Here is a 22,701-nt window from a genome sequence, read left to right as displayed (position 1 = left end):
TGCGCGTAAGGAGCATCTTGACTGCCTCGCTGCGTCCTGCTGATTCTGGCTTCGGCGAAGCGCAGGCTGGCGCCGATCTCATCCACCTCGAGCTCGATCACGGTGCGTTTCTCACCTTCCTTAGTCTCGAAGGAACGGGACTTCAGCCGCCCTGAGGCGATAACCCTGGACCCCTTGGTCAGGGAGGCAGCGACGTTCTCGGCCATCTCCCGCCACGCGGTAGCCCGAAGGAACAATGTCTCACCGTCTTTCCACTCATTTGAGGCGGAATCGAAGGCTCGGGGAGTCGACTTTCAGGAGCCGGTGGCAGCCTGCGGAGTTCGCGCTGTGCACGCTTCCGGGTACTGCCGCGACGTGCCGGGCGATGGTTTCGGCGTGGTGCGCGGTGTTCAGCGCACCTGAGCGCCACCGGGCTTCGACGACACAAGTCACTCCGGCCAGAGCGGCGATGATCCGGTTCCGGTCCAGGAAGCGTGCCCGCGTGGGTGCGGTACCGATGGGCTGTTCGGAGACGATCAGGCCGGTGGTTTTGATCGCTGCCGCGAGGTCGGCGTTACCGGACGGGTAAACCCGGTCAAGGCCGCCAGCGGCGACGGCGATCGTCGCCGGTCCCGTCCCGGTGCTGCCAGCAAGTGCGCCACGGTGGGCGTGGGCGTCGATGCCGTAGGCAAGACCGGAGATTACGCAGATGCCACGCCGTGCCAGTCCATGGGCCATTTCGGCGGTGACGGCAGCACCGTAGCTGGTGGAATCACGGGATCCGGTCAATGCCGCTGTGCGCTGCGGGGCCGGGATTCCCTGGGCGATGTTCCCGACGTACCAGAGCCCGTGGGGGGGTGGGCAGGTCGTCCAACCCCTCGGGCCAGTGCTCGTCACCGGGGACCAGGAACCCGCCGCCAAGGCGTTCAATGGTCTCCAGCTCGGCCTCGATTGTGTCGGTGTCGAGGTCGCGGGGTGCCGGTGCCCAGCAGTCCAGCCCTTTCGAAAGTTCATCAGCGGTGACGTCCCAGAACGGAAACAGGGGCCGGGCACGGAGGGCCATGCGGTAGGCGGGGTGTGCGCCGTGACGGGCTACGAGCTTACGGGCTACGTCATCGCCCGGGGTGAACATGCGGGTCAGGGCCGCGCGTGCAATGCGGTTTTCGTCGTTCATGGTGTTGCTCCTTCTTGTCCGAGAAGTTGGGTGGGTGGGGCGACCAATGGTGACAGGCCAACGTCCCCGCTCCCCCGATGCTTCTATGTCTTGTCAAGCGTCGGAAAAGGGTGTGGCTGACCGACGGATTGCCCGTCGCCTCGTTGTTTTGTCGGTGGGTGGGGCGCTCGTGGTGAGTGGCCAGCTCCCCTCTCCCCCGCCGTTGTTTTGGCTGCTGGCGAAGCTTGCGGAGCTGTGCCCGACGGAGGCCTGTCTACCCATGGGGCAAGGGACGGGAAATTCCCGAAGGAAATCAGCGCCGCAGGGAAATTCCCGGCACGCAGGCCCCGACGAAGGAGGGGCTAGACCGGGTGGAGCGGGCACGTACAATCCGAAGGACAGCAGCCAAAACGTCGCAGACGAGGACAGGGCCAGGGCGTGCAGGAGCTCTGCGACGGCATGCCCTGGCCCCAACAGCCGACCACGGAGCGAAGCGGAGTGGACGCCCAGACGGGTGCGAGCTCTTCGAGCATGCACTAAGTTCTAGGGCCGTGATGGCCCAGGAACCTGGGTCAGCCGACGAGGGGAATCTATAGTTGTGCTCATAAAAGGGGGAGCCATGGAGTTGTTAGGTGTAGTCATTGCGGCAGGATTGTTGATCGTTGCGTCAATCGCGCTTTACCTGTTGAGGCGGACGGAGCAGAGGCCAGCAGATTCAGATCCGGAGTCGGAACGTGCACTCCGGGATTTCCACCGTGGAAAGACCCTCGGTCACTCCCATTACGTCGGGCTGGACAACACGGGCCACTGGAGGTAGCGGGGCCGGGTATAAACCGGGAAACTGAGGCATGACTGATCCGGCACCTCTGCCCGGAACCGGCCGGGCTCATCGCGGTCTAAGGTGGTTCCGCTTCCTGGCGGTGCGCAGGAACTCGGTCTTCATGTGCAGATCCGACGCCCTGTTGGAGCCCTGGATTGCCGCTCCCAGGATGTTTGACGGCGTGCGGAGGTTCTTGTAGTCGTGCAGCTCGTCCACAACGAGGTAGTCGATGCCGGTTTCCTCGAAGCTGATCCCGGGGTCGGCCGGGGTGTCGAGTTTGGCTTTGAGCGTTTCTTCCTGGGCCAACACTGCCTTTTCCAGCCGTTTGATGATGCTGGCGTTGGCTCGTCCGTTGTCCTCGCCGCTGTCCTTGACCGCTTCAAGCTCGGCCCGCATCTGAATGACTTCAGCATTGATGTAGGCGGCTTCGGCTTCCGGGCTGAGGCTGACGCGTTGGAAGGCGGTGCGGGTCATGATCACGGCGTCCCACTGGTTTGCTGCCGCACGGGCAACGAACTGCCGGCGTTTGTCACCTGCGAGGTCGGCCGATGAGGCGGCGAGGATGCGCGCCTGCGGGTAGATCTGCAGCCATTCCCGGGCGAATTGTTCGAGCATGTGGTTCGGGACGATGACGGCGGGCTTGTTGACCATGCCTAGTCGGCGCAGTTCCATCACGCCCATGACCATTTCTGCGGTCTTTCCGGCACCTACCTGGTGGAAGAGACCGACGGCTGGTTCGGAGAGCATCCGTGCGACGGCTGCGCGCTGGTGCGGGCGTGGGGAGAAGTCTTTGGCCATGCCGGGCAGGGTCAGCCGCTCCCCTTCGGTGCTGTCGTCCCCGGAGCACGATGGAGTTGAAGCGGCGGTTGTATTCGTCGATGAGGCGGTTGGCCCGTTCGGGTTCCTCCCACACCCATTCCCTGAACCGTTCCTGCAGCAGCTGGGCCTTTTCCTGCGCTGCTGCGGTTTCGGTGGGGTTCAGGATCCGGCGTTTGTCTTCGTTTTCGTCGGTGACGCGCACCGGCCTTTGTTCGAGGACCTGTTTGAGGATGTCGGAGGCGGGCATCCGCTGGGTGCCCCAGTTTCCTCACCCGGTTCCCCCGCACTGGAGTCCAGTCAATGTTCCCTAGAAGGTGTTGGAGAATGTGGCCGTCTCAATACCGGTGCCGCTGAATTGGTAATCAAGGGTGGTTGTTTCCCCTTCGTCCTGTTTGGAGACGCCCAGCAAGAATTCCAACGCATCAGGGTCAACAGCATTGCTGCTGCACCGGAATTGCCTGGTGGCAGCGTCATCCGACGAACAGTTCCAGCCTGCCGGTTCGATCAGTTTTCCCGGGATCATGTCCGCGCCGGCAGAAATTGCGAACACAACTTCCGCATTGGAGGGCACCGGCCCGGGCTGAAGTGTGAAGGTGATGGTGATGTTGGTGTCCGAGGCCGTGGTCCCTGGTACAGCACGGAACGTGGCTGTCACAGCGGGCGCCGGTGATGGCGTGGCGGTGGAACTAGGGCTGGGCGTGGCCGTGGAAGTTGGACTTGGCGTGGCCGTGGGCGTTTGTGTCGAAGTTGGGCTTGGGGTCGGGGTTGCGCCCGGGAGCGGAACCAGTGCAGGGAGGGTTGGCGGCCCCGTCGGGGCGAACGTCGGAAACAGTGGATTCTTCCAGGACGGCGAGGGGGCTGGAAACCCGCTGGGCGCTGGTTTCGTTGGTACGGGAAACGGAAACACGGCAGGCTCCTCTACCGCTCCGCTCGAAGGCTCATTGGGGGCCGGAAATTGAGGCTGATCCTGCTCCCCGGCTCCCGGGGCGGCTGGATCAGGACCGTAAGAAACTTGCCCTCGAGGAGTAGGAGATACCTCCGCCACTGGTACCTCAGCTGTGTTTGACCCTGCGCCACTCAAAGCTACGGCTGCGCCCACCGACACTGCTGCCACGGCCATCACTCCAGCGCCTACCTTCAAGAAGAAGGCCATCTCCTTGTGCGGCATGCCATGCACCAAGCCGGCGCCCACCCCTGTTCCGGCGCCCACGGCCGCAAGCGCAGGGAAGACGGAGGTAAACGCTGCTCCTGCTACCAACGGGAAGACCACAGCCCGCATGGCCGATTGCACATCGTTGAGGTCAAGCAGCAAGGCAGTGCACTTGGGGCAGCCCTCAAGATGTGCCCGCACCCTGTCCTGGCTGCGCCTCCTCAGCCCATCGCGGGAGTACGCACCCAACTGTGTTGAGTATTCTTCGCAGCTATCTCCAGTGGATGACGTGATGTGGTTCTGCAGGTACACCTGGCGCAGGCGTTCCCTCGCACGGAGCGCCAAGGCGGAAACCCCATTGGGGGTCAAGCCAATCAGCGGCGAAACCGCAGCGGGTTTCAGCCCCTCAATGTCTACATACCAAAGGACTTCCTGCCACCGTTCAGGGAGGGAACGAAACGCTTGGGTAACGGCCCTGGATTCGAAGTGGGCCACGGCAGGATCATCATGGAACACCGCTGAATCCAACACGAACGACTCAGCAGTAGGGCGGGTACGCGACGCCCCCCGATTGGTTTGATAGGCAAAACGCCGCACGGCTGTCAGCAGGTAGGCGCGGAAGAAAGTGTCGGGCCCCTTCCCTGCGGTGATGCTTTGGTAAACGGACGTGAAAGCGTCAGCCACGACGTCGTCAACGTCTGCAAAGTTGTTCACCTGCGCCGCTGCTACCTTCCGCGCCACCCCTTGGTGCCGCTCGAAGAGCACCTCGAACGCAGTCCGATGGCCTGCGCGAACCTGAAGGACCAAATCCATGTCGCTGTCAGCCACGGCACCATTGCCGTCTCCGCCGAAGCCTGTTCCGTGGCGCCCGTTGCTGTCCGCCGGTGCTGTTCCGCCCATGCTGCTGCCCGTTTCGGACACGGCATTCGTACACGGATCAACGAGACCTTCGTAAGGCCCTGTTTGCGGGGCCACGCTGCTGTAGCCCCCGTGCGGCAGCCGCGCCCGGTGCCACACTCCAGCCCCAGCCTAAATCCGGAAGCCCCCCAAGTGAACACGTTGGCAGCCTTATGGCTCCAGCGGACGCCGAGGCGGGCCCGACGTCAGTTTTGCCGGCAGGACACGTGCGAAGAAGCTGACCACTTTGTACCTGCGCGTCGGAATGGAAACACCTTTGCCCTTGGCGTTGTCCTCCAGCCCTTCACGCACCACGCGCTCGGCTGTGAGCCACAGGAAACGGGGAGCCACTGACTTGTCCATTCCCATACGGTCATGGAATTCGGTATGCGTGAAACCCGGGCATACGGCAGTGACCTGAACGCCGGACTTGGCGTAGGTGATGTTCGCCCACCGGCTAAATGTCACCTGCCATGCCTTGGCCGCCGAGTAGGTGCCCCTGTTGGCAAACGCCGCCACGCTGGCGACGTTGATGATTCGGCCCTTGCCGCGGGCGAGCATGACTTCCAACGCCGCGTGGCACAGTTCCATGGGCGTCTGGACGTGGAGCCGCAGATGGCGCTTTTCTTCGTCCAGGTCATTCCTTTCGAACGACTTCAACAGCCCGATGCCGGCATTGTTGACCAGGACATCCACGGGCCGCGCAGCATCCCGCAAGCGGTCCGCCACCGCTGTAACTCCGACGTCGGTGGTCAGGTCAGCGGAAAGGACCTCCGCCGAGATACTGAAGTCGCGTTCGAGCGCTTCGGCCGTTTCTTTCAGGCGCTGTTCGTCGCGGGCCACCAGGACCAGGTGGTGTCCGGCTTCAGCAAGTTGTCGGGCGAATTCCGCACCGAGCCCGGCGGTGGCACCTGTCACCAGGGCAGTGAGTTCGTTGGCTCGAGTCGTCATGCGCCTAGACTAGTACCCACACCGGAATTGAAACGATGCAAAGCCGCAAAGGATTCCCATGGTCAACACCGTCCCATCACTGCACGTGCCACTACTCCTCAACAACAACGGCGCTTGGTGCTGGTTCCAGGACGAACGTGCACTGATAGACCCCGCGAACAACACCATGCTGGTGGGTTCGGTCGCCGCTCCGGAAGGTCCAGGGGGTGCCGAACGTGGCGGGAACATCGAGGTGGCGGTCTTGGACCTCGCCACCGGCCGGAGCCGCGTCCATGTGCTCCATGGGCGGCTGGAGTCCGATGACCACAATGCCCCGGCCATCCTGATCCGGCCGGATGGTCGCTACGTGGCGATGTACGCCAAGCACAAGACGGACAATTACTCACGTTGGCGGATTTCTACACGCCCTCACGACGCCTCTGAATGGGAGCCGGAGCAGCACTTCGATTGGACCGAACTGGCCGACGGCCGTGGCGCCACCTACTCCAACCTGCATCATCTGCGCGAGGAGGACCGGGTCTACAACTTTGTCCGGGCCATCAACGACGATCCCACGCTGATGATCTCGGACGACCATGGCAGCACCTGGAGCTACGGGGGCAAGCTCTTCACGCGCCCGAAAATCGGCTACGTCAACGGGTATACCCGGTATGTCAGCAACGGAACGGACCGGATCGACCTCATCACCACGGATCACCATCCACGCGATTTCAACAACAGCATCTACCACGGCTATCTCCAGAACGACGCTCTCCACGACGCCGCGGGGAACGTGGTCAGCAAGCCGTTGACCGGCTCGGCGGGCATCAACCAGTCAGTCCTCACCACAGTTTTCGAAGCCGGAATAACGCTCGACGGCGACGTCCTCACCCATGGCTGGACTACTGACCTTCGCCGGCAAGGCAACCAACTTGCCGCGATCGTCACCTGCCGGGCCAACGACGTGAACGGTCCGCTGCAGCGGGAGCAAATGCTCGACGTCGACGATCACCGCCTGCTGTACGCGCGCTTCGATGGCGCGGGCTGGGAGCTGCACCCCCTCGCCATCGCTGGCCCCGGCCTGCTGCCGCACGAACAGGACTACACGGGACTGGGCGCGGTGGACCCCAACGACCTGGACCGCGTCTACATCTCGACGCCCGTGGATCCTGGAACGGGTGCAACCACACCGCACTACGAGATCTACCGGGGCACCACGGCCGATTCCGGTGCGAGTTGGACGTGGGAAGCCATCACGGAGGGATCCACGGTGGATAATCTCAGGCCCATGGTGGTCCCGGGCGATCCGTCAGTTCACGCACTGTGCTGGTTCCGGGGATCGATGACGTCCTCGCAGGCTTACCAAACGGAGATCATGGCGCTAATTTCCTCGCCGAGGGGTTAGCTCTCGACTCTCTCAACACTTGAAAGTGCCGAAAGCCAACCCCTCGCGGGACCTGACTAGGCGAACTTCGCCAGCGGGTTCGCCAGGCGGCCTGCCATCTGGAGCCCACCGGAGGGATCAGAGATGTCGAGCATCTGCTGGTTATTACGGAGCTGCAGCCTGTTGAGGCAGGAGAGCTCGAAGTCCGGGGCAAACAGATCATGCATGGCGAACTGGTCTGCAAGTTCCGGGTGACGCTGCTGGTACTCCCGCAGGACGGCGGCGGCAGTCCCCCAGAACTCGTCCTCGCGCAGTGTCCCGTCCTCCACAAGGATTGCTCCGAGGAAACGGAAGATGCAGTCGAACACGTCCGTGAAGATGGCCAGGACCATTTCCTCTGCGGGGATCTCGGCCTTGATGCGCGAGACTTCCTCCGGCAGTTCCAGCCGCTCCCCCATCACCACGATTTCCTCGGCGATGTCCTTCATGATCGCACGGACGGGCACACCGTCCTCGAGGATCAGGATCACATTCTCGCCATGCGGCATGAACGCGAGCTCGTACTCGAAGAGGCAATGGACCAGCGGCACGAGATAAGCCTCAAAGTAGCGGCGAAGCCACTCCGTGGGAGCCAGGCCGGAGCGTTGAATCAGCGATGAAACCACAGATTCCCCTGCGGCATCCACATGCAGCAGGGAAGCCATGGTGGCCAGCTGCTGCCCATCCTTGAGCAACGGCAGCGGACTTTCCCTCCACAGGGCCGAGAGCATCTTCCGGTAGGGCGAACCCTTGGCCGAAGCAGCCTCGTAGTAGTGGTTGTGGTAGCCGATGGCCGCGGTTTCACGGATCATGGCCAGGCCCCGGTTCTGGAGCTCCTGGTCATTGCCGATCAGTTCCTGCAGCCAGTCATTGATGGCCGGCGTCGCCTTCATGTACTGCGGGGATAGTCCCCGCATGAAGCCCATGTTCAACACGGACATGGCCGTCTTCACATAGGCCTTCTCCGGGTAGTCGGTGTTGAAGAACGTACGGATGGACTGCTGGGCCTGGTACGAGTCTTCACCGGTGCCCAGGTTCACGATGTGGCGCTGGGCGATTTCTGCCGCGAACGTCACCGTGAGCTTGTTGTCCCACTGCCACGGGTGGACCGGCATGAGGAGGTAGTCCTCGGGATTCAAGCCGGAAGCGGACAGTTCCGCGTTGAACCACGCAAGCGTCGCGGGCCCGAGTTCGGCCTCAAAATGCGTCCGGTAATCCAACCCGGCGCTGGACGTAAACACAGCTTTGCTGCGATGCACCGCGATCCACTGCAGTTTCACCGTGGCACCCGTTTCCGGCGCGAACGCGTGGTAGTCGGTAATCCCGAAGCCTAAACGGCCGTTGTTGGCCACAAAGCACGGGTGGCCCTCAGTCATGCTGTGTTCAATGGCTTGGAAATCCGCGGCCCGGTCAGTACCGCCGGTGACGCCGGCAGCCAACTGCGCGGCACTGAACGGCTTGCCCTGCTTGTAGGCGTGGCTGGCCAACGTGCTGCTGATCTCCTCCAAGTACACGGGCAGCATTTCCTGGCGGATGGCCAACGCCTCGTGGAATTCGGCAATGAAGTCCAAGGCGTCCACCGGAAGCTCTTCACCGTCCCGCAGCCGCGAGATGGAGTCTCCGGAGACGGACCAGTGCTCCAGTTGGAGCACCCGGGCACGGAAGCGATATTCCGTAGCGTCGTCATCGCTCACTACCTTGTAAAGCCCGACGCCGTTGCCCTCCTCCCGGATCAGCTCCGGAACCAGGATGCGTTCATGCGAGAACTCGGCGATGGCCTTCCGGACCAGGTGCCGGTTGGCAATCGTCCACCGTTCAGGGGTCAGGTGGGATACGGAATCAACCGCAGTGGTCACGGTATCGGCAGTGGTGGTCATAGGGATTCTCCTCTGGTCGCCGCGGCAGGCGCGGCCAGAATCGGGGTGAGGGTGGCGAGGAAATCCTCGCGCGTGCAGAAGCTCAGCAGGCCCTGCTTATGGTCTTCGGCAGGATCGACGGCGGGAAGGGTCACCACACCGTGCGGCCGGAACCCCACCTTCTCGTTGAGAACATGGATCTTGTGGTTGCGGGCGTCAGGTTCGACGACGACCCGCCGGGTTGCGGGGTCAGCGAACAGTTCGGCCATGACGGACTGCATGACGGCGGTGGTGAAACCAGGCTGGGGCGCGCCGGTGGGAGGTGACACCAGGAGGTGCATGCCGACATCGCCTTGACGGACCTCGTAGACGTCCGCCAACGGCGAAGACTCCGGCCGGTACCGTTCCATCAGGAAGGCAGGGGCGCCGTCGTCGAGCCCCAGGAACGCCTGGTGGTGGCCGGACTCAGCGATCTTCGAGTACTCCTCCACCACGTCCTGCTCGGTGGCCGAAACCATGCCCCAGAACCGGGCGTATTCTTTGCTGACCCAGCTGTGGAGGACAGGTGCGTCCGTTACCGGATCGACGGGACGGAACGTGAAGCTCATACGGTGGCCCCAGCGGTTTCGGGGACGGCGGCAGGTTCTGCGGCAGCCGCCGGAGCGGGTGCACCGAACTGCTGGAACGCGATGCTGCGCTCGATCGGGTAGACCTCACGGCCGGTGATTTCCCTCAGGATGCACGAGTTGCGGTAGGCGGCCATGCCAAGGTCAGGCGTCACAAATCCGTGCGTATGCAGCTCGGCGTTCTGGACGAAGATCTCGCCGGGTTCCACCCCGGTGCCGTAGTTGCGCTCGACGTCGAACCGGCCTTTGGCGTCGCGGCGGATCCGGTTTTGGATGCCCGCCAGGAAGGTGGGCTCCTTGTAGGTGTAGCCGGTGGCCAGAACCACGGCTTCGGATTCCAACGAGTAGCCCTGGCCGTGTTCCTCGTGGTGCAACTGGAGTGTGTGCGTGCCGGTGGTGGCATCCCACTCTGCGGCAGTGAGCGAGGAATGCGTGTGCAGTTGGGTGTCCACCATGCCGGAGAGGCTCTTGGTATAGAGGAGATCGTAGATGTCGTCGATCAGGTCCGAGTTGATGCCCTTGTACAGGTTCTTCTGGCTCTTGATCAGGGAATCGCGCTGCTCGCCGGGAAGCGAGTGGAAGTAGTCAACGTACTCCGGCGACGTCATCTCCAGCGTGAGCTTGGTGTACTCCAGCGGGAAGAAACGGCCCGAGCGCGTCACCCAATTGAGCTGGTAGCCATAGACGTCGATTTCCTGAAGCAATTCGTAGTACAACTCCGCAGCGCTCTGGCCACTGCCCACGATGGTGATGCTGCGCTTGGACTGCAGCTCACTCTTCCTCGACAGGTAGTCGGCGTTGTGGAGGACAAGTCCGCCAGCCTCCACTATGCCTGCACAGGAGTCCGGGATATACGGGGATGTGCCCGTGCCCAGAACCAGCTTGCGGGCGCGAAGCACCTCAGCGCCATCCGGACCCTGCACAGAGAGCCGGTACACGCCGTCGTCGTACGTCACATCCAGCACATCCGTGCTAAAACGGACGGAATCCAGCTGCCCGGCCACCCACTGGCAGTACTGGTTGTACTCGGCACGCAGCGGGTAGAAGTTCTCGCGGATATAGAAGCGGTAGAGACGCCCCGTCTGTTTCAGGAAGTTCAGGAACGAGAACGGCGATGTCGGATCAGCCAGCGTTACGAGGTCCGCCATGAACGGCACCTGCAGGTGGGCCGGCTCGAGCATCATGCCCGGGTGCCAGTCGAAGGACTCGCGACGGTCCAGAAAAACACAGTCCAGGTTGTCGACCGGCTCACTCAGCGCGGCCAGGCCCAGGTTGAAAGGCCCGACGCCGATGCCTGCGACGTCGTAGATCTTGCCGTTGTCTTGGGTGCTCACGCTGCAGCCTCCGTGGTGTTCGCCAGCAGGCTGTCGCCCGTCCGGCGGATAAGTTCGATGATTTCCTGGATGTCCCTCAGGCTCGCCTCGGCGTTGAGGAGGGTGAATTTGAGGTAATGGCGGCCAGCAACTTTGGTGCCGGCAACCACGGCCTCGCCTGAAGCGAAGATGGCTGCGCGGATGGCGGGGTTGAGTACATCTGCAGTGTCGTCATTGAGGGGTGCACCATCAACCATTGGGCGGTAGCGGAACACCAAGGTGCTCAACTGCGGTGCGGCAGCGAGCTCGAACTCGGCGTCATCAGCCAGCAGGGTGCCCACCCGGGCGGCGAGGTCGATCGCTTCGTCGAAGAGCGCACCAATGGCGTCGGCACCCATGATGCGGAGGGTCAGCCATAGCTTCAGGGCATCGAAGCGGCGCGTTGTCTGGATGCTCTTGTCCACCTGGTTGGGGATCTCGGCCTTTGCGGCGCTTTCCGGGTTCAGATAGTCCGCATAGTAGGTCACGTGTCCCATCATGGAGCCGTTGCGAACCAGGACTGCGCTGGAGCTGACGGGCTGGAAGAACGTCTTGTGGAAGTCCACCGTGACGGAATCCGCCAGGTGGATGCCGTCCAGGAGGTGCCGGTGGCGGCCGGACACGATGAGCCCGCCACCGTAGGCGCCGTCCACGTGCAGCCAGGAATCATAGGCGCGAACCAACGCGGCCATTTCGGACAAGGGGTCAACCGAACCGAAGTCGGTGGTCCCGGCAGTGGCCACGACAGCCATCGGCACCAGGCCGGCATCGTGCGCTTCCGCCAAAGCAGCCGCCAGAGCGGTGGGGTCCATGCGGTGGTCTTCGGTGGTGGGGACCGCGATGACGGCGTCGAAGCCCAGGCCCAGCATGGAAGCGGACTTTTGGATGCTGAAGTGACTGTCCGCGGACGTAAAGATCCGGAGGCGGTCAAGAAGGTGGGGCAGGCGCGCGTCCCCATTCGTCACACGCAGTTTGGCGACAGCGTGGTTGCGGGCAATCAGCAGCGCCTGGAAGTTGGACTGGCTGCCGCCGGACGTGAACACGCCATCAGCTTCGGCGCTGAACCCGATGCGCTCGGCGGTCCAGTCAATGAGGCGGCGCTCGATCATGGTGGCTCCCGCGCTCTGGTCCCAGGTGTCCATGGAGGAATTCACGGCCGAAAGCACGGCTTCTCCAACCAGCGCAGGGATAACCACCGGGCAGTTGAGGTGCGCAGCGTAGCGGGAATCATGGAAGTAGATGGCGTCCTTAAGGTAGAGCTCATCGAGCTCTTCCAGGGCCGCAGCCGTGTCCGGCAGCGGACGTTCAAGGTCCACAGCGCCAACCTTGGCTTTCAGTTCAGCGTGCCCGACGCCGGTAAACGGCTGGGTGGTCCGCTGGACCTTGGTGGAGACAGCGTTGACTCCCTGGAGAACCTGCGCGACGTAGCTGGGCGAATTTCGTGCGTTGAACAGCTGGTTGGTGGCAGCGAGGGCCAGTTCCACTTTGGAGCCAAAATCCTGCTCCTGAGCGATCCGCTCTTCGACACTGGGTGACGTCACGTCAGCTTCCTTCCATTGCGTTGGGGCGCTTGTTAGCAAGGTAAGCCTTACTTAGGTAAGCCTTTCCGTCAAACTTTTGTGACCTATTTCGCTCAGAAGGCGCTTTCTCGCCTGTGTACCGCCCAGTTGCGCGTCATTGACTTTCTTTCAGACTGCATTGGGTGCAAAATGTGGCACTCTTTTCGGCCATGGAGTGTCGGCAATGGGCCATGCCTGGGCGTAGCTCTTCCTTGTCGGGCTTCGCGACTACAGGAGTAGAGTGCAAGGACTATCCGCAGTCAACGGTTGGGGGACCTATGAAGGACCACGTCCACGAGCGCATCGGCTTCCGCGAAATCGACGAGCATGGCAACGCTGTGCAGGCCGTCAGCCCCCATGTGCCGGAGCCTGCGGACCGGGAACGCAAGCGGACTCCATTCAACCCGTTCATCATTGCGTTGTGGGTCATGGACGCCGGCTTGGCCTGGCTTGGAGTCTGGGCGCTGGCTACGTCAGTCGGTGCGATAGTGAGCTCTCCGCAATTCGTCCAGCCCGCCGAATCCGCCGAAGCAGCCCAAATGAAGTTCATCCTGCTTTCCAACGCGCCCTACGTACTGCTGGCCGCCTTGCTGATCACTGCGGGCCTGCTGTTCTGGCACGCGGTTCAGTGGCAAAAAAAGCGGCCGACCAGGTAGTGGATACCTGACCGACCGCTTCAGCGTGGTATTTGCTTGAGCTGACTGGTTACAAAACCGTGGCCCCCAGGACGCACTTGATCTCCGTGGCAGGCTTGGTCACCTCTGCGTTGGCTACCCAGTCAAGGGCTTTGCCCGCTGCGGCGTCCTTGAAGGTTTGCTCTCCGCGGGCGAGGACGGCCGAGGTTTTCGGATCCACCCAACTGACGGTGATCTTGACCGTGCCCTTGGTTCCCTCGGGAGGAGTCACGGTCCCCTTTGCCGTCACCTTTCCCTGCGCAGTATCGCAGGACGTCATTTTGGTGGCCTCGATGATGCCGGTGCCCGGGTTGGCAGGTTTTGCCTCACCGGTGGTGGCGGCCTGGGTTGTAGTTGACGACGGCGATGTCCCCGCCTCGTTGCTCGGGGACGATGAACAACCGGCCAGTGCGGCTGCCGAAACCAGCACTCCCGCAATGCACGCAACAGTCTTCTTCATGGTGTGGCTACCTGGTTCTTTCTGGGTTGTACGTTTGTTGAAAATGCGCGGCAACCGGGGTTGGGGCCCCGATTGCCGCGCACTTTTGTCCTATGCCTCGGAACGCTTGCGGCGTCCAACGAGGAACAGGAACAGCCCCGCGCCAACTACCAGCAGGCTGATGGGCAACACAGTGAGCACAGCTCCCGTGTTGGCCAACGGACCTGAAGGCTGGCTCGGAACTACCGGCGGGAAGGTCACAACAGCACTTGCAGGTGGTGTGGTGACCGGCGGTCCCGTCGGAGGTGTGCCCGTTGCGGTCGCAGTATTAGCGACCTCACCGGCATTGATATCCGCCTGGGTGATCGCATACGTTGCTGTCGCGGTCACGGTCTCACCGGGCAGCAGGGTTCCTGCAACGCCGGGCCAGGTGTAAGCCAGAGCCGAGAGGCCCGGCATCGGATCGTTGATGGAGACGTCCGTCAACGGCACGTTCCCGGTGTTCTTCGCGGTGAACGTGTACGTGATCACGTCACCCACCTGGGTGGGGTCTCCCACGGCCGAGGCATCGGCCGTCTTGGTGAACTCCAAACCTGCCGCTGGGGTCAACGGTGTGTCCGTTTCACCCGGAGGAGGCGTCACCGGAATACCGATGGGCGGAGTGCCGGTGGTGGTCGCCGAGTTGGCGACGTGACCGGCGTTGATGTCAGCCTGCGTGATGGCGTACGTTGCCGTAGCCGTCACCGTCTGACCGGGCAGCAACTCACCGGGGGTGCCCGGCCAGGTGTACTCGAGGGCGGACAGGCCAGCCAGCGGATCCGTGATGGACACGTCGGTGAGCTTCACGTTGCCGGTGTTCTTGGCCGTGAAGTTGTAGGTGATCACGTCACCCACCTTCGATGGACCATCCGTTGCCGGAGCCACGGCGGTCTTGCTGAAGTCCATGGCCGGAGCCGGAGTCAACGGAGTGTCCGTTTCACCCGGAGGAGGCGTTACCGGCGGACCAACGGGCGGGGTACCCGTGGTGGTTGCCGAGTTCGCCACGTGACCGGCGTCGATATCAGCCTGGGTGATGGCGTACGTTGCCGTCGCCGTCACTGTCTCACCGGGCAGCAGTGTTCCTGCAGCTCCGGGCCAGGTGTATGTCAGTGCCGAGAGGCCAGCCAGCGGATCCGTGATGGACACGTTGGTCAGGGTCACGTTGCCGGTGTTCTTGGCCGTGAAGTTGTAGGTGATCTTGTCCCCTGCAACTGTGGGGTCCTGAACAGCCGAGACGTCCGCGGACTTGGTGAACTCCATTGCCGGAGCCGGGGTCAACGGAGTATCCGTCGTTCCCGGAGGAGGTGTGACAGGAGGACCAACAGGCGGGGTACCGGTAGTGGTCGCCGAGTTGGCGACGTGACCGGCGTCGATATCAGCCACGGTGATGGCGTACGTTGCCGTAGCCGTCACGGTCTGACCGGGCAGCAGCTCGCCGGGGGTGCCCGGCCAGGTGTATGCCAGGGCAGACAGGCCTGCCAGTGGATCGCTGATGGACACGTTCTTCAGCGTCACGTTGCCGGTGTTCTTCGCCGTGAACGTGTAGGTGATCAGGTCACCTGCAACGGACGGATTCTGAACTGCCGAGGCATCAGCCGACTTAGTGAACTCCATCGCCGGCTTCGGGGCCAACGGAGTATCCGTGGTTCCCGGAGGAGGCGTGACAGGAGGACCAACAGGCGGGGTGCCGGTGGTCGTGGCGCTGTTCGCGACATGACCGGCGTCGATATCTGCCTGGGTGATGGCATACGTTGCCGTAGCCGTCACCGTCTGACCGGGCAGCAACTCGCCGGGGGTGCCCGGCCAGGTGTACTCAAGGGCAGACAAGCCTGCCAGTGGATCGCTGATGGAAACGTTCTTCAGCGTGACGTTGCCCGTGTTCTTCGCAGCGAAGGTGTACGTGATGACGTCACCGGCCTTGGAAGGATCCTGGACAGCCGAGGCGTCAGCGGACTTACTGAACTCCATCGCCGGAGCCGGGGTCAACGGAGTATCCGTCGTTCCCGGAGGAGGCGTCACCGGAGGACCGGTGGGCGGAGTACCAGTGGTCGTGGCGCTGTTAGCAACATGACCCGCATCGATATCAGCCTGCGTGATGGCGTACGTCGCCGTAGCCGTCACCGTCTGACCCGGAAGCAGCTCACCCGGATTGCCCGGCCACGTGTACGTCAGAGCCGAAAGACCAGCCAGAGGGTCGGTGATCGTGACGTTCTTCAGCGTGACGTTGCCCGTGTTCTTCGCAGAGAAGGCATACGTAATGACGTCGCCAACCTTGGAAGGAGCCTGTACGGCCGAGTCATCCGCAGACTTGCTGAACTCCATTGCCGGCTTCGGGGTCAACGGGGTGTCCGTGGTTCCCGGAGGAGGCGTTACCGGCGGACCGGTGGGCGGAGTGCCAGTGGTCGTGGCGCTGTTGGCGACATGACCGGCGTCGATATCAGCCTGCGTGATGGCGTACGTTGCCGTAGCCGTCACCGTCTGACCCGGAAGCAGCTCACTGGGGGTTCCCGGCCAGATGTACTCGAGGGCGGACAGGCCAGCCAGCGGATCCGTAATGGACACGTTGGTGAGGTTGACGTTGCCGGTGTTCTTCGCCGTGAACGTGTAGGTGATCTTGTCACCTGCAACGGACGGGTCCTGAACAGCGGAAGCGTCAGCCGTCTTGGTGAACCGCATCGCCGGAGCCGGAGTCAACGGAGTATCCGTCGTTCCCGGAGGAGGCGTCACCGGAGGACCAACGGGCGGAGTGCCCGTAGTGGTTGCCGCGTTCACTACATGGCCTGCATTGATGTCAGCTTGGGTAATCGCATACGTTGCCGTAGCGGTCACCGTCTGGCCCGGCTGCAACTCGCCGGGAGTACCCGGCCAGGTGTATTCCAGTGCCGAGAGACCAGCCAAAGGATCGTCAATAGTGACGTTCTTCAGCGTGACGTTGCCCGTGTTCTTCGCCGTGAAGGTGTAAGTGATCTGGTCACCAACAACTGCAGGTTTCTGAATGGCGGAGGCATCCGAACTCTTGGTGAACTCCATCGTCGGAGCCGGGGTCAACGGAGTATCCGTCGTTCCCGGAGGAGGCGTCACCGGCGGACCAACAGGCGGAGTGCCCGTAGTGGTTGCCGAGTTGGCGACATGACCGGCATCGATATCAGCCTGTGTAATGCCATACGATGCCGAAGCCGTCACCGTCTGGCCCGGAAGCAACTCGCCCGGAGTACCCGGCCAGGTGTAAGCCAGTGCCGAGAGGCCAGCCAGCGGATCCGTGATGGAAACGTTGGTCAGCGTGACGTTGCCGGTGTTCTTGGCCGTGAAGGTGTAGACGATGCGATCGCCCACAACCGATGGGTCCTGAACACCGGAAGCGTCTGCCGTCTTGGTGAACTCCATGGCCGGAGCCGGGGTCAACGGGGTATCCGTCGTTCCCGGAGGAGGCGTGACAGGAGGACCAACCGGCGGAGTACCAGTGGTCGTGGCGCTGTTCGCGACATGACCGGCGTCGATATCAGCCTGCGTAATGGCGTATGTTGCCGTAGCCGTCACGGACTGGCCCGGAAGCAGCTCGCCGGGGGTTCCCGGCCAGGTGTAGCTGAGCGCGGAGAGGCCAGCCAGCGGGTCCGTGATGGACACGTTGGTGAGCTTCACGTTGCCCGTGTTCTTCGAGGTAAAGGTGTACGTCATAACGTCACCAACCTGTGAAGGATCCTGGATTGCCGAAGCATCCGCCGACTTGCTGAACTCCATAGCCGGAGCCGGGGTCAACGGAGTATCCGTCGTTCCCGGAGGAGGCGTCACAGGGGGTCCAACAGGCGGGGTGCCGGTAGTGGTTGCCGAGTTGGCGACGTGACCTGCATCGATATCAGCCTGCGTAATGGCGTACGTCGCCGTAGCCGTCACGGTCTGACCCGGAAGCAGCTCGCCGGGGGTACCCGGCCAGACGTACTCAAGGGCAGACAAGCCGGCCAGCGGGTCATTGATGACCACACCAGTGAGCTTCACATTGCCCGTGTTCTTCGAGGTAAAGGTGTACGTCATAACGTCACCCACTTTCGAAGGGTCCTGGACAGCCGAAGCGTCTGCCGTCTTGGTGAACTCCATGGCCGGAGCCGGGGTCAACGGAGTATCCGTTGTTCCCGGAGGAGGCGTCACCGGCGGACCAACAGGCGGGGTGCCGGTGGTCGTGGCGCTGTTAGCAACATGACCGGCGTCGATATCAGCCTGGGTAATGGCGTACGTCGCCGTAGCCGTCACGGACTGACCCGGAAGCAACTCGCCCGGGGTACCCGGCCAGGTGTACTCAAGGGCAGACAAGCCGGCGAGCGGATCCGTGATGGATACGTTCTTCAGCGTCACGTTTCCGGTGTTCTTGGACGTGAACGTGTAGGTGATCTGGTCGCCCACAACCGACGGATCCTGGATTGCCGAGGCGTCGGCGGACTTGCTGAACTCCATCGCCGGTGCCGGGGTCAACGGAGTATCCGTTGTTCCCGGAGGAGGCGTCACCGGAGGACCAACAGGCGGGGTGCCCGTGGTGGTCGCCGCATTGGCGACATGTCCGGCGTCGATATCAGCCTGGGTGATGGCGTACGTTGCCGTAGCCGTCACCGTCTGACCCGGAAGCAACTCGCCCGGAGTGCCGGGCCAGGTGTACGTCAGAGCCGAAAGACCAGCCAGCGGGTCCGTGATGGACACGTTGGTGAGCTTCACGTTGCCCGTGTTCTTCGAGGTGAAGGTGTAGGTAATGACGTCACCCACAACCGAAGGATCCTGGATTGCCGAAGCATCCGCCGACTTGCTGAACTCCATAGCCGGAGCCGGGGTCAACGGAGTATCCGTAGTTCCCGGCGGAGGCGTAACAGGGGGTCCAACAGGCGGGGTGCCGGTAGTGGTTGCCGAGTTGGCGACATGACCTGCATCGATATCAGCCTGCGTGATGGCGTACGTCGCCGTAGCGGTCACCGTCTGACCTGGCAGCAACTCGCCCGGGGTACCCGGCCAGGTGTAGGTCAGAGCCGAGAGGCCAGCCAGCGGATCCGTGATGGACACGTTGGTGAGCTTCACATTGCCAGTGTTCTTGGACGTGAACGTGTAAGTGATCTGGTCACCCACAACCGACGGATCCTGAATTGCCGAAGCATCAGCGGACTTGCTGAACTCCAAGGCGGGGCCAGGAGTCAGCGGGGTATCCGTACCAGCCGGAGGCGGCGTTACCGCGGGACCGGTGGGCGGAGTACCCGTAGTGGTCGCAACGTTCGCAACATGACCGGCGTCGATATCAGCCTGCGTAATGGCATATGTTGCCGTAGCCGTTACAGACTGACCCGGGAGCAGCTCGCCGGGGGTACCCGGCCAGGTGTAGGTCAGAGCCGAAAGACCCGCGAGCGGATCATTGATGACCACACCAGTCAGCTTCACGTTGCCTGTGTTGGTGGACGTGAACGTGTAGGTGATCTGGTCACCCACGACCGACGGATCCTGAACACCGGAAGCATCAGCTGTCTTGGTCAACTCCATGGCCGGACCAGCCGTCAACGGAGTGTCCGTACCAGCCGGAGGCGGCGTCACCGCAGGACCGGTGGGCGGAGTACCCGTAGTGGTCGCAACGTTCGCAACGTGACCGGCGTCGATATCAGCCTGCGTAATGGCATACGTTGCCGTAGCCGTCACCGATTGACCCGGGAGCAGTTCACCAGGAGTGCCCGGCCACGTGTAAACCAACGGCGACAGACCCGCCAGCGGGTCATCAATGACCACGCCGGTGAGCTTCACGTTGCCCGTGTTCTTGGACGTGAACGTGTAGGTGATCTGGTCACCCACGACGGACGGATCCTGGATGTCCGAAGCATCAGCCGACTTGGTGAACTCCATGGCTGGAGCCCTGGTCAGCGGAGTATCTGTGGTTCCCGGAGGAGGGGTTACCGGCGGGCCAACAGGCGGGGTGCCCGTGGTGGTCGCTGCATTGGCGACGTGACCGGCGTCGATATCAGCCTGGGTAATGGCGTACGTTGCCGTAGCCGTCACGGTCTGGCCCGGAAGCAGTTCACCAGGAGTGCCCGGCCAGGTGTAAACCAGAGCCGAGAGACCAACCAAGGGATCATTGATGGACACGTTGGTCAGCGGAACGTTGCCGGTGTTTTTGGATGTGAACGTGTAGGTGATCTGGTCACCCACAACGGACGGATCCTGAATGGCGGACGCGTCAGCGGACTTGGTGAACTCCATGGCCGGAGTTGACGTCAGCGGAGTGTCGGTGGTGCCCGGAGGAGGCGTCACCGGAGGACCAACAGGCGGGGTGCCCGTCGTGGTTGCCGAGTTTGCCACATGACCGGCCGTGATATCAGCCTGCGTGATGGCGTACGTTGCCGTAGCCGTCACCGTCTGGCCCGGAAGCAGCTCGCCCGGAGTTCCCGGCCAGGTGTAAGTCAGGGCAGACAGGCCAGCCAGCGGATCGTTGATGGATACGTTGGTCAGCGGAACGTTGCCGGTGTTCGTGGAAGTGAACGTGTAGGTGATCTGGTCACCAACAACCGACGGATCCTGAATGCCCGAAGCATCCGCGGATTTGCTGAACTCCATGGCCGGAGCCGGAGTCAGCGGGGTATCCGTACCAGCCGGAGGCGGCGTTACCGCAGGACCGGTGGGCGGAGTGCCAGTGGTAGTCGCCGTGTTGGCGACGTGGCCGGCGTTGATGTCGGCCTGCGTAATGGCGTACGTTGCCGTAGCCGTCACCGTCTGGCCGGGCAGGAGCGTTCCTGCAACACCGGGCCAGGTGTAGGTCAGGGCTGACAGGCCAGCCAGCGGATCGTTGATGGACACGTTGGTCAGGGAGACATTGCCCGTGTTCGTGGAAGTGAACGTGTAGGTGATCTGGTCACCCACAACCGACGGATCCTGGATTGCCGAGGCATCAGCGGACTTGCTGAACTCCATGGCCGGAGCCGGAGTCAGCGGGGTATCCGTACCAGCCGGAGGCGGGGTGACAGGAGGACCTGTCGGAGGATTACCCGTGGTGGTGGCAAGGTTCGCCACGTGCCCTGCATCGATGTCAGCCTGGGTGATGGCGTAGGTGGCCATAGCCGTCACGGTTTCACCGGGCAGCAAGGTGCCCGGAGTTCCCGGCCAGGTGTAGGTCAGGGCAGACAATCCATCGAGGGGGTCGTTGATGGTGACACCCGTCAGGGGCACGTTGCCCGTGTTGGTGGACGTGAACGTGTAGGTGATCTGGTCACCCACAACAGACGGATCCTGGATGTCTGAAGAGTCAGCGGACTTGGTGAATTCCAATTCCGGTGCCGGAACGGCCGTGTTGGTGAGAACACAGCTGATATCGGCGCCGGCAACAGGCACCAAGGAGTAAGCAGCATCTACTACCGCTCCGTTGGGCAGTCCGCCCTGGAGACCGTTGGCGTCAACACAGGTGATCACCTTGCTGTAACCGGACAGGTTGGTACCCGACTCCGTCAGGTAGTACGTTGCCCCGGCGTCAGCGATGTATTCGCCAGTGACACCTGTACCCGCAGTGACGGTGGAACCCGTACCGGTGGTGGTGGCGTTGGCAGTGTTGCTGACAACAGGTCCCGTAGCCGAGCCGGTGCGGATCTCAGTGGTGAACTGATCCGAATCCATCAGGCGGGTGGCATCCAGCGCCTTGCTCAGTTCGAGGCGAGGGGCCTTGACTACCAAGGTTGCGTCAGCCGGCGGGTTCAGGTTGGTGGCAATGTTGGCCGGACCGTTGACATAGGTGCCCTCGGCTGCTGCCGTGACGTCAACTTCGATGGTGCAGGAGGTCATGCCCACGGCGAGGTCCCCGCCGGTCACCGCGATGGTGTTGCTGCCGGCAACGGCCGTGCGCACCAGGGGATTGGTTCCGGCGGCTTGTACACAGGTGCCACCAATATTGGGGGTACCGGCAACAACTACGCCGGCAGGGAGGGTATCCGTGATGAACCAGTCATTCTTGGCCATCAAATCGTCTGTGTTGGTCACCGTCAAGGTAACTTTGGACGTTCCGCCGGGGCCGATGAGGGACGGGGTGAAGGACTTATCCACCTGGGGGGTAACGTCCACGATCTGCGGAAGGTCAAAAGCGACATCGTTACCGGCACCGCTGGTGGCTTCGTTCCTCAGCTCGAGTCCGAGGGAAGGAGACGTGCCCATGGGAATCTGGTAGGCAGCAGACTGGAGCTTGGTGACATGGACCCGCGCAAGGGTGCTGGTGCCGCAGGGGTCGAGCCCGGTGCTGAGCACCTGGCGTGTTCCGTTGATGAGCAGGCTGAACGTCTCTTTGGCGTGAGTCGCCTGGCAGTTCACCTGAGCGAAGTACCCGGATACTGCGTAGTAATGGCCCGCAATCGCAGGAATGGTGTTTGACTCGGTCCGGAACTGAACGCCCGGGGCAATCAGACCACTGGGGCTGTTCGTGTACTCGGACAGAGCCTGGTTGCTGGTGGCCTCGGTGGCTGTTTGACCCTGTGCTTGGCCGAGCGCCGTGGCCATTTGCCGGATCTGGCCCCGGCCTGCCGGCTGGTTATTGACGCAGCCGGCGTCGGAGGTGGGCAGCGGAGTGGAGGAATTGAGGATCCATCCGTTGCACTGGCCACCGGCCGGCGTGTAGGGGGTGTCTGCGTAGTACGTTTCGTTGGCAGCTTCAGGGCCGCCGGTGTAGTTGAGGATGCTGATGGCACCGCTGGTGGCATTTTGGTTGGAGAAGTCCTCGGTGTAGACCGGCGTTCCTGGTTGGGCAACACCCGGGGACCCCGGGACTGTCGCCAAGGCCGGTGGCGCTAAGGCGCCACCCACCCCCAGCGACATGATCGCTGTGGCGACGACGGCCGCCAACAGCTTTTGTGGACGTGTGTGTTTCACGGTTCTCTCTCGCTTTTCGTTGTCACGCACGAGGCCGACCCACAGAAGCGAATCGGCGTCGAGCTAGGCTACTCGCCAGTACTCCAGTGGATGGAGGCATCTCTTCGTGACGCGAAAAAAGGTAGA

13 protein-coding genes and 1 pseudogene are annotated in these 22,701 nt (G+C 62.6%); 2 read left to right on the top strand and 12 right to left on the bottom strand.

Going from position 1 to position 22,701, the window contains the following annotated elements; all coding sequences use genetic code 11:
- Positions 1 to 26: 26 nt before the first annotated feature.
- The 6 genes and pseudogenes from ABQM86_RS02170 to ABQM86_RS02145 form a co-directional block, all read right to left on the bottom strand.
- Positions 27 to 290 (bottom strand): annotated as a pseudogene (locus tag ABQM86_RS02170) (single-stranded DNA-binding protein); the annotation flags it as partial.
- Positions 256 to 795: a DNA-processing protein DprA gene (locus ABQM86_RS02165; protein WP_369746615.1), complete on the bottom strand. Its 540-nt coding sequence runs from the start codon at positions 793 to 795 to the stop codon at positions 256 to 258. The gene ABQM86_RS02165 and the pseudogene ABQM86_RS02170, both read right to left, overlap by 35 nt.
- On the bottom strand, positions 752 to 1,153 hold the full coding sequence (locus tag ABQM86_RS02160) for a hypothetical protein (protein WP_369745827.1): 402 nt from the start codon (positions 1,151 to 1,153) through the stop codon (positions 752 to 754). Before ABQM86_RS02160 ends, ABQM86_RS02165 begins: the two co-directional genes overlap by 44 nt.
- An 865-nt stretch (positions 1,154 to 2,018) precedes the next feature.
- Positions 2,019 to 2,750, bottom strand: coding sequence for a DEAD/DEAH box helicase family protein (locus ABQM86_RS02155; protein ID WP_369745826.1), 732 nt, complete (start codon positions 2,748 to 2,750; stop codon positions 2,019 to 2,021).
- A 328-nt stretch (positions 2,751 to 3,078) separates the two neighbouring features.
- Positions 3,079 to 4,821, bottom strand: coding sequence for a sigma-70 family RNA polymerase sigma factor (locus ABQM86_RS02150; RefSeq protein WP_369745825.1), 1,743 nt, complete (start codon positions 4,819 to 4,821; stop codon positions 3,079 to 3,081).
- 168 nt (positions 4,822 to 4,989) lie between these two features.
- Positions 4,990 to 5,769, bottom strand: coding sequence for an SDR family oxidoreductase (locus ABQM86_RS02145; RefSeq protein WP_207595882.1), 780 nt, complete (start codon positions 5,767 to 5,769; stop codon positions 4,990 to 4,992).
- A 58-nt stretch (positions 5,770 to 5,827) separates the two neighbouring features.
- Here ABQM86_RS02145 and ABQM86_RS02140 point away from each other — a divergent pair, with 58 nt between their 5' ends.
- Positions 5,828 to 7,153, top strand: a complete 1,326-nt coding sequence (locus tag ABQM86_RS02140) for a BNR-4 repeat-containing protein (RefSeq protein WP_369745824.1) — start codon at positions 5,828 to 5,830, stop codon at positions 7,151 to 7,153.
- 56 nt (positions 7,154 to 7,209) lie between these two features.
- Here the strand turns inward: ABQM86_RS02140 and ABQM86_RS02135 are convergent, their stop codons facing one another.
- The 4 genes from ABQM86_RS02135 to ABQM86_RS02120 are packed head-to-tail and all read right to left on the bottom strand — an operon-like array spanning position 7,210 to position 12,546.
- Entirely contained in the window at positions 7,210 to 9,048 is a 1,839-nt protein-coding gene (locus tag ABQM86_RS02135; RefSeq protein ID WP_369745823.1) for an IucA/IucC family siderophore biosynthesis protein, read from the bottom strand.
- Complete coding sequence (locus ABQM86_RS02130) at positions 9,045 to 9,635, bottom strand: GNAT family N-acetyltransferase (RefSeq protein WP_369745822.1); 591 nt, start codon at positions 9,633 to 9,635, stop codon at positions 9,045 to 9,047. The genes ABQM86_RS02135 and ABQM86_RS02130 overlap by 4 nt, the downstream gene beginning before the upstream one ends.
- On the bottom strand, positions 9,632 to 10,987 hold the full coding sequence (locus ABQM86_RS02125; protein WP_369745821.1) for a lysine N(6)-hydroxylase/L-ornithine N(5)-oxygenase family protein: 1,356 nt from the start codon (positions 10,985 to 10,987) through the stop codon (positions 9,632 to 9,634). The genes ABQM86_RS02130 and ABQM86_RS02125 overlap by 4 nt, the downstream gene beginning before the upstream one ends.
- Complete coding sequence (locus ABQM86_RS02120) at positions 10,984 to 12,546, bottom strand: aspartate aminotransferase family protein (RefSeq protein ID WP_369745820.1); 1,563 nt, start codon at positions 12,544 to 12,546, stop codon at positions 10,984 to 10,986. Before ABQM86_RS02120 ends, ABQM86_RS02125 begins: the two co-directional genes overlap by 4 nt.
- Positions 12,547 to 12,842: 296 nt before the next feature.
- Here ABQM86_RS02120 and ABQM86_RS02115 point away from each other — a divergent pair, with 296 nt between their 5' ends.
- Positions 12,843 to 13,220, top strand: coding sequence for a hypothetical protein (locus tag ABQM86_RS02115; protein ID WP_207595877.1), 378 nt, complete (start codon positions 12,843 to 12,845; stop codon positions 13,218 to 13,220).
- A 49-nt stretch (positions 13,221 to 13,269) separates the two neighbouring features.
- Here ABQM86_RS02115 and ABQM86_RS02110 read toward each other — a convergent pair whose 3' ends face one another.
- Together ABQM86_RS02110 and ABQM86_RS02105 are read right to left on the bottom strand one after the other, a co-directional pair.
- On the bottom strand, positions 13,270 to 13,698 hold the full coding sequence (locus ABQM86_RS02110; protein ID WP_026541746.1) for a hypothetical protein: 429 nt from the start codon (positions 13,696 to 13,698) through the stop codon (positions 13,270 to 13,272).
- Positions 13,699 to 13,788: 90 nt separating this feature from the next.
- A complete protein-coding gene (locus ABQM86_RS02105) occupies positions 13,789 to 22,521 on the bottom strand; it encodes a hypothetical protein (RefSeq protein ID WP_369746614.1) in 8,733 nt (2,910 codons plus the stop codon).
- Positions 22,522 to 22,701 lie beyond the last annotated feature (180 nt).

Source organism: Paenarthrobacter sp. AMU7 (assembly GCF_041200195.1).
In the GTDB taxonomy this organism is placed as follows: domain Bacteria; phylum Actinomycetota; class Actinomycetes; order Actinomycetales; family Micrococcaceae; genus Arthrobacter.
Note: the sequence above shows the minus strand (reverse complement) of the source record. Positions and strands in the feature narration are given on the sequence as shown.

Bases quoted from the DNA above. Each gene is read 5' to 3' on its own strand.
- ABQM86_RS02160 (WP_369745827.1), bottom strand. From the start codon at position 1,153: ATGAACGACGAAAACCGCATTGCACGCGCGGCCCTGACCCGCATGTTC.
- ABQM86_RS02155 (WP_369745826.1), bottom strand. From the start codon at position 2,750: ATGGCCAAAGACTTCTCCCCACGCCCGCACCAGCGCGCAGCCGTCGCA.
- ABQM86_RS02150 (WP_369745825.1), bottom strand. From the start codon at position 4,821: ATGGGCGGAACAGCACCGGCGGACAGCAACGGGCGCCACGGAACAGGC.
- ABQM86_RS02145 (WP_207595882.1), bottom strand. From the start codon at position 5,769: ATGACGACTCGAGCCAACGAACTCACTGCCCTGGTGACAGGTGCCACC.
- ABQM86_RS02140 (WP_369745824.1), top strand. From the start codon at position 5,828: ATGGTCAACACCGTCCCATCACTGCACGTGCCACTACTCCTCAACAAC.
- ABQM86_RS02135 (WP_369745823.1), bottom strand. From the start codon at position 9,048: ATGACCACCACTGCCGATACCGTGACCACTGCGGTTGATTCCGTATCC.
- ABQM86_RS02130 (WP_369745822.1), bottom strand. From the start codon at position 9,635: ATGAGCTTCACGTTCCGTCCCGTCGATCCGGTAACGGACGCACCTGTC.
- ABQM86_RS02115 (WP_207595877.1), top strand. From the start codon at position 12,843: ATGAAGGACCACGTCCACGAGCGCATCGGCTTCCGCGAAATCGACGAG.
- ABQM86_RS02110 (WP_026541746.1), bottom strand. From the start codon at position 13,698: ATGAAGAAGACTGTTGCGTGCATTGCGGGAGTGCTGGTTTCGGCAGCC.
- ABQM86_RS02105 (WP_369746614.1), bottom strand. From the start codon at position 22,521: ATGTCGCTGGGGGTGGGTGGCGCCTTAGCGCCACCGGCCTTGGCGACA.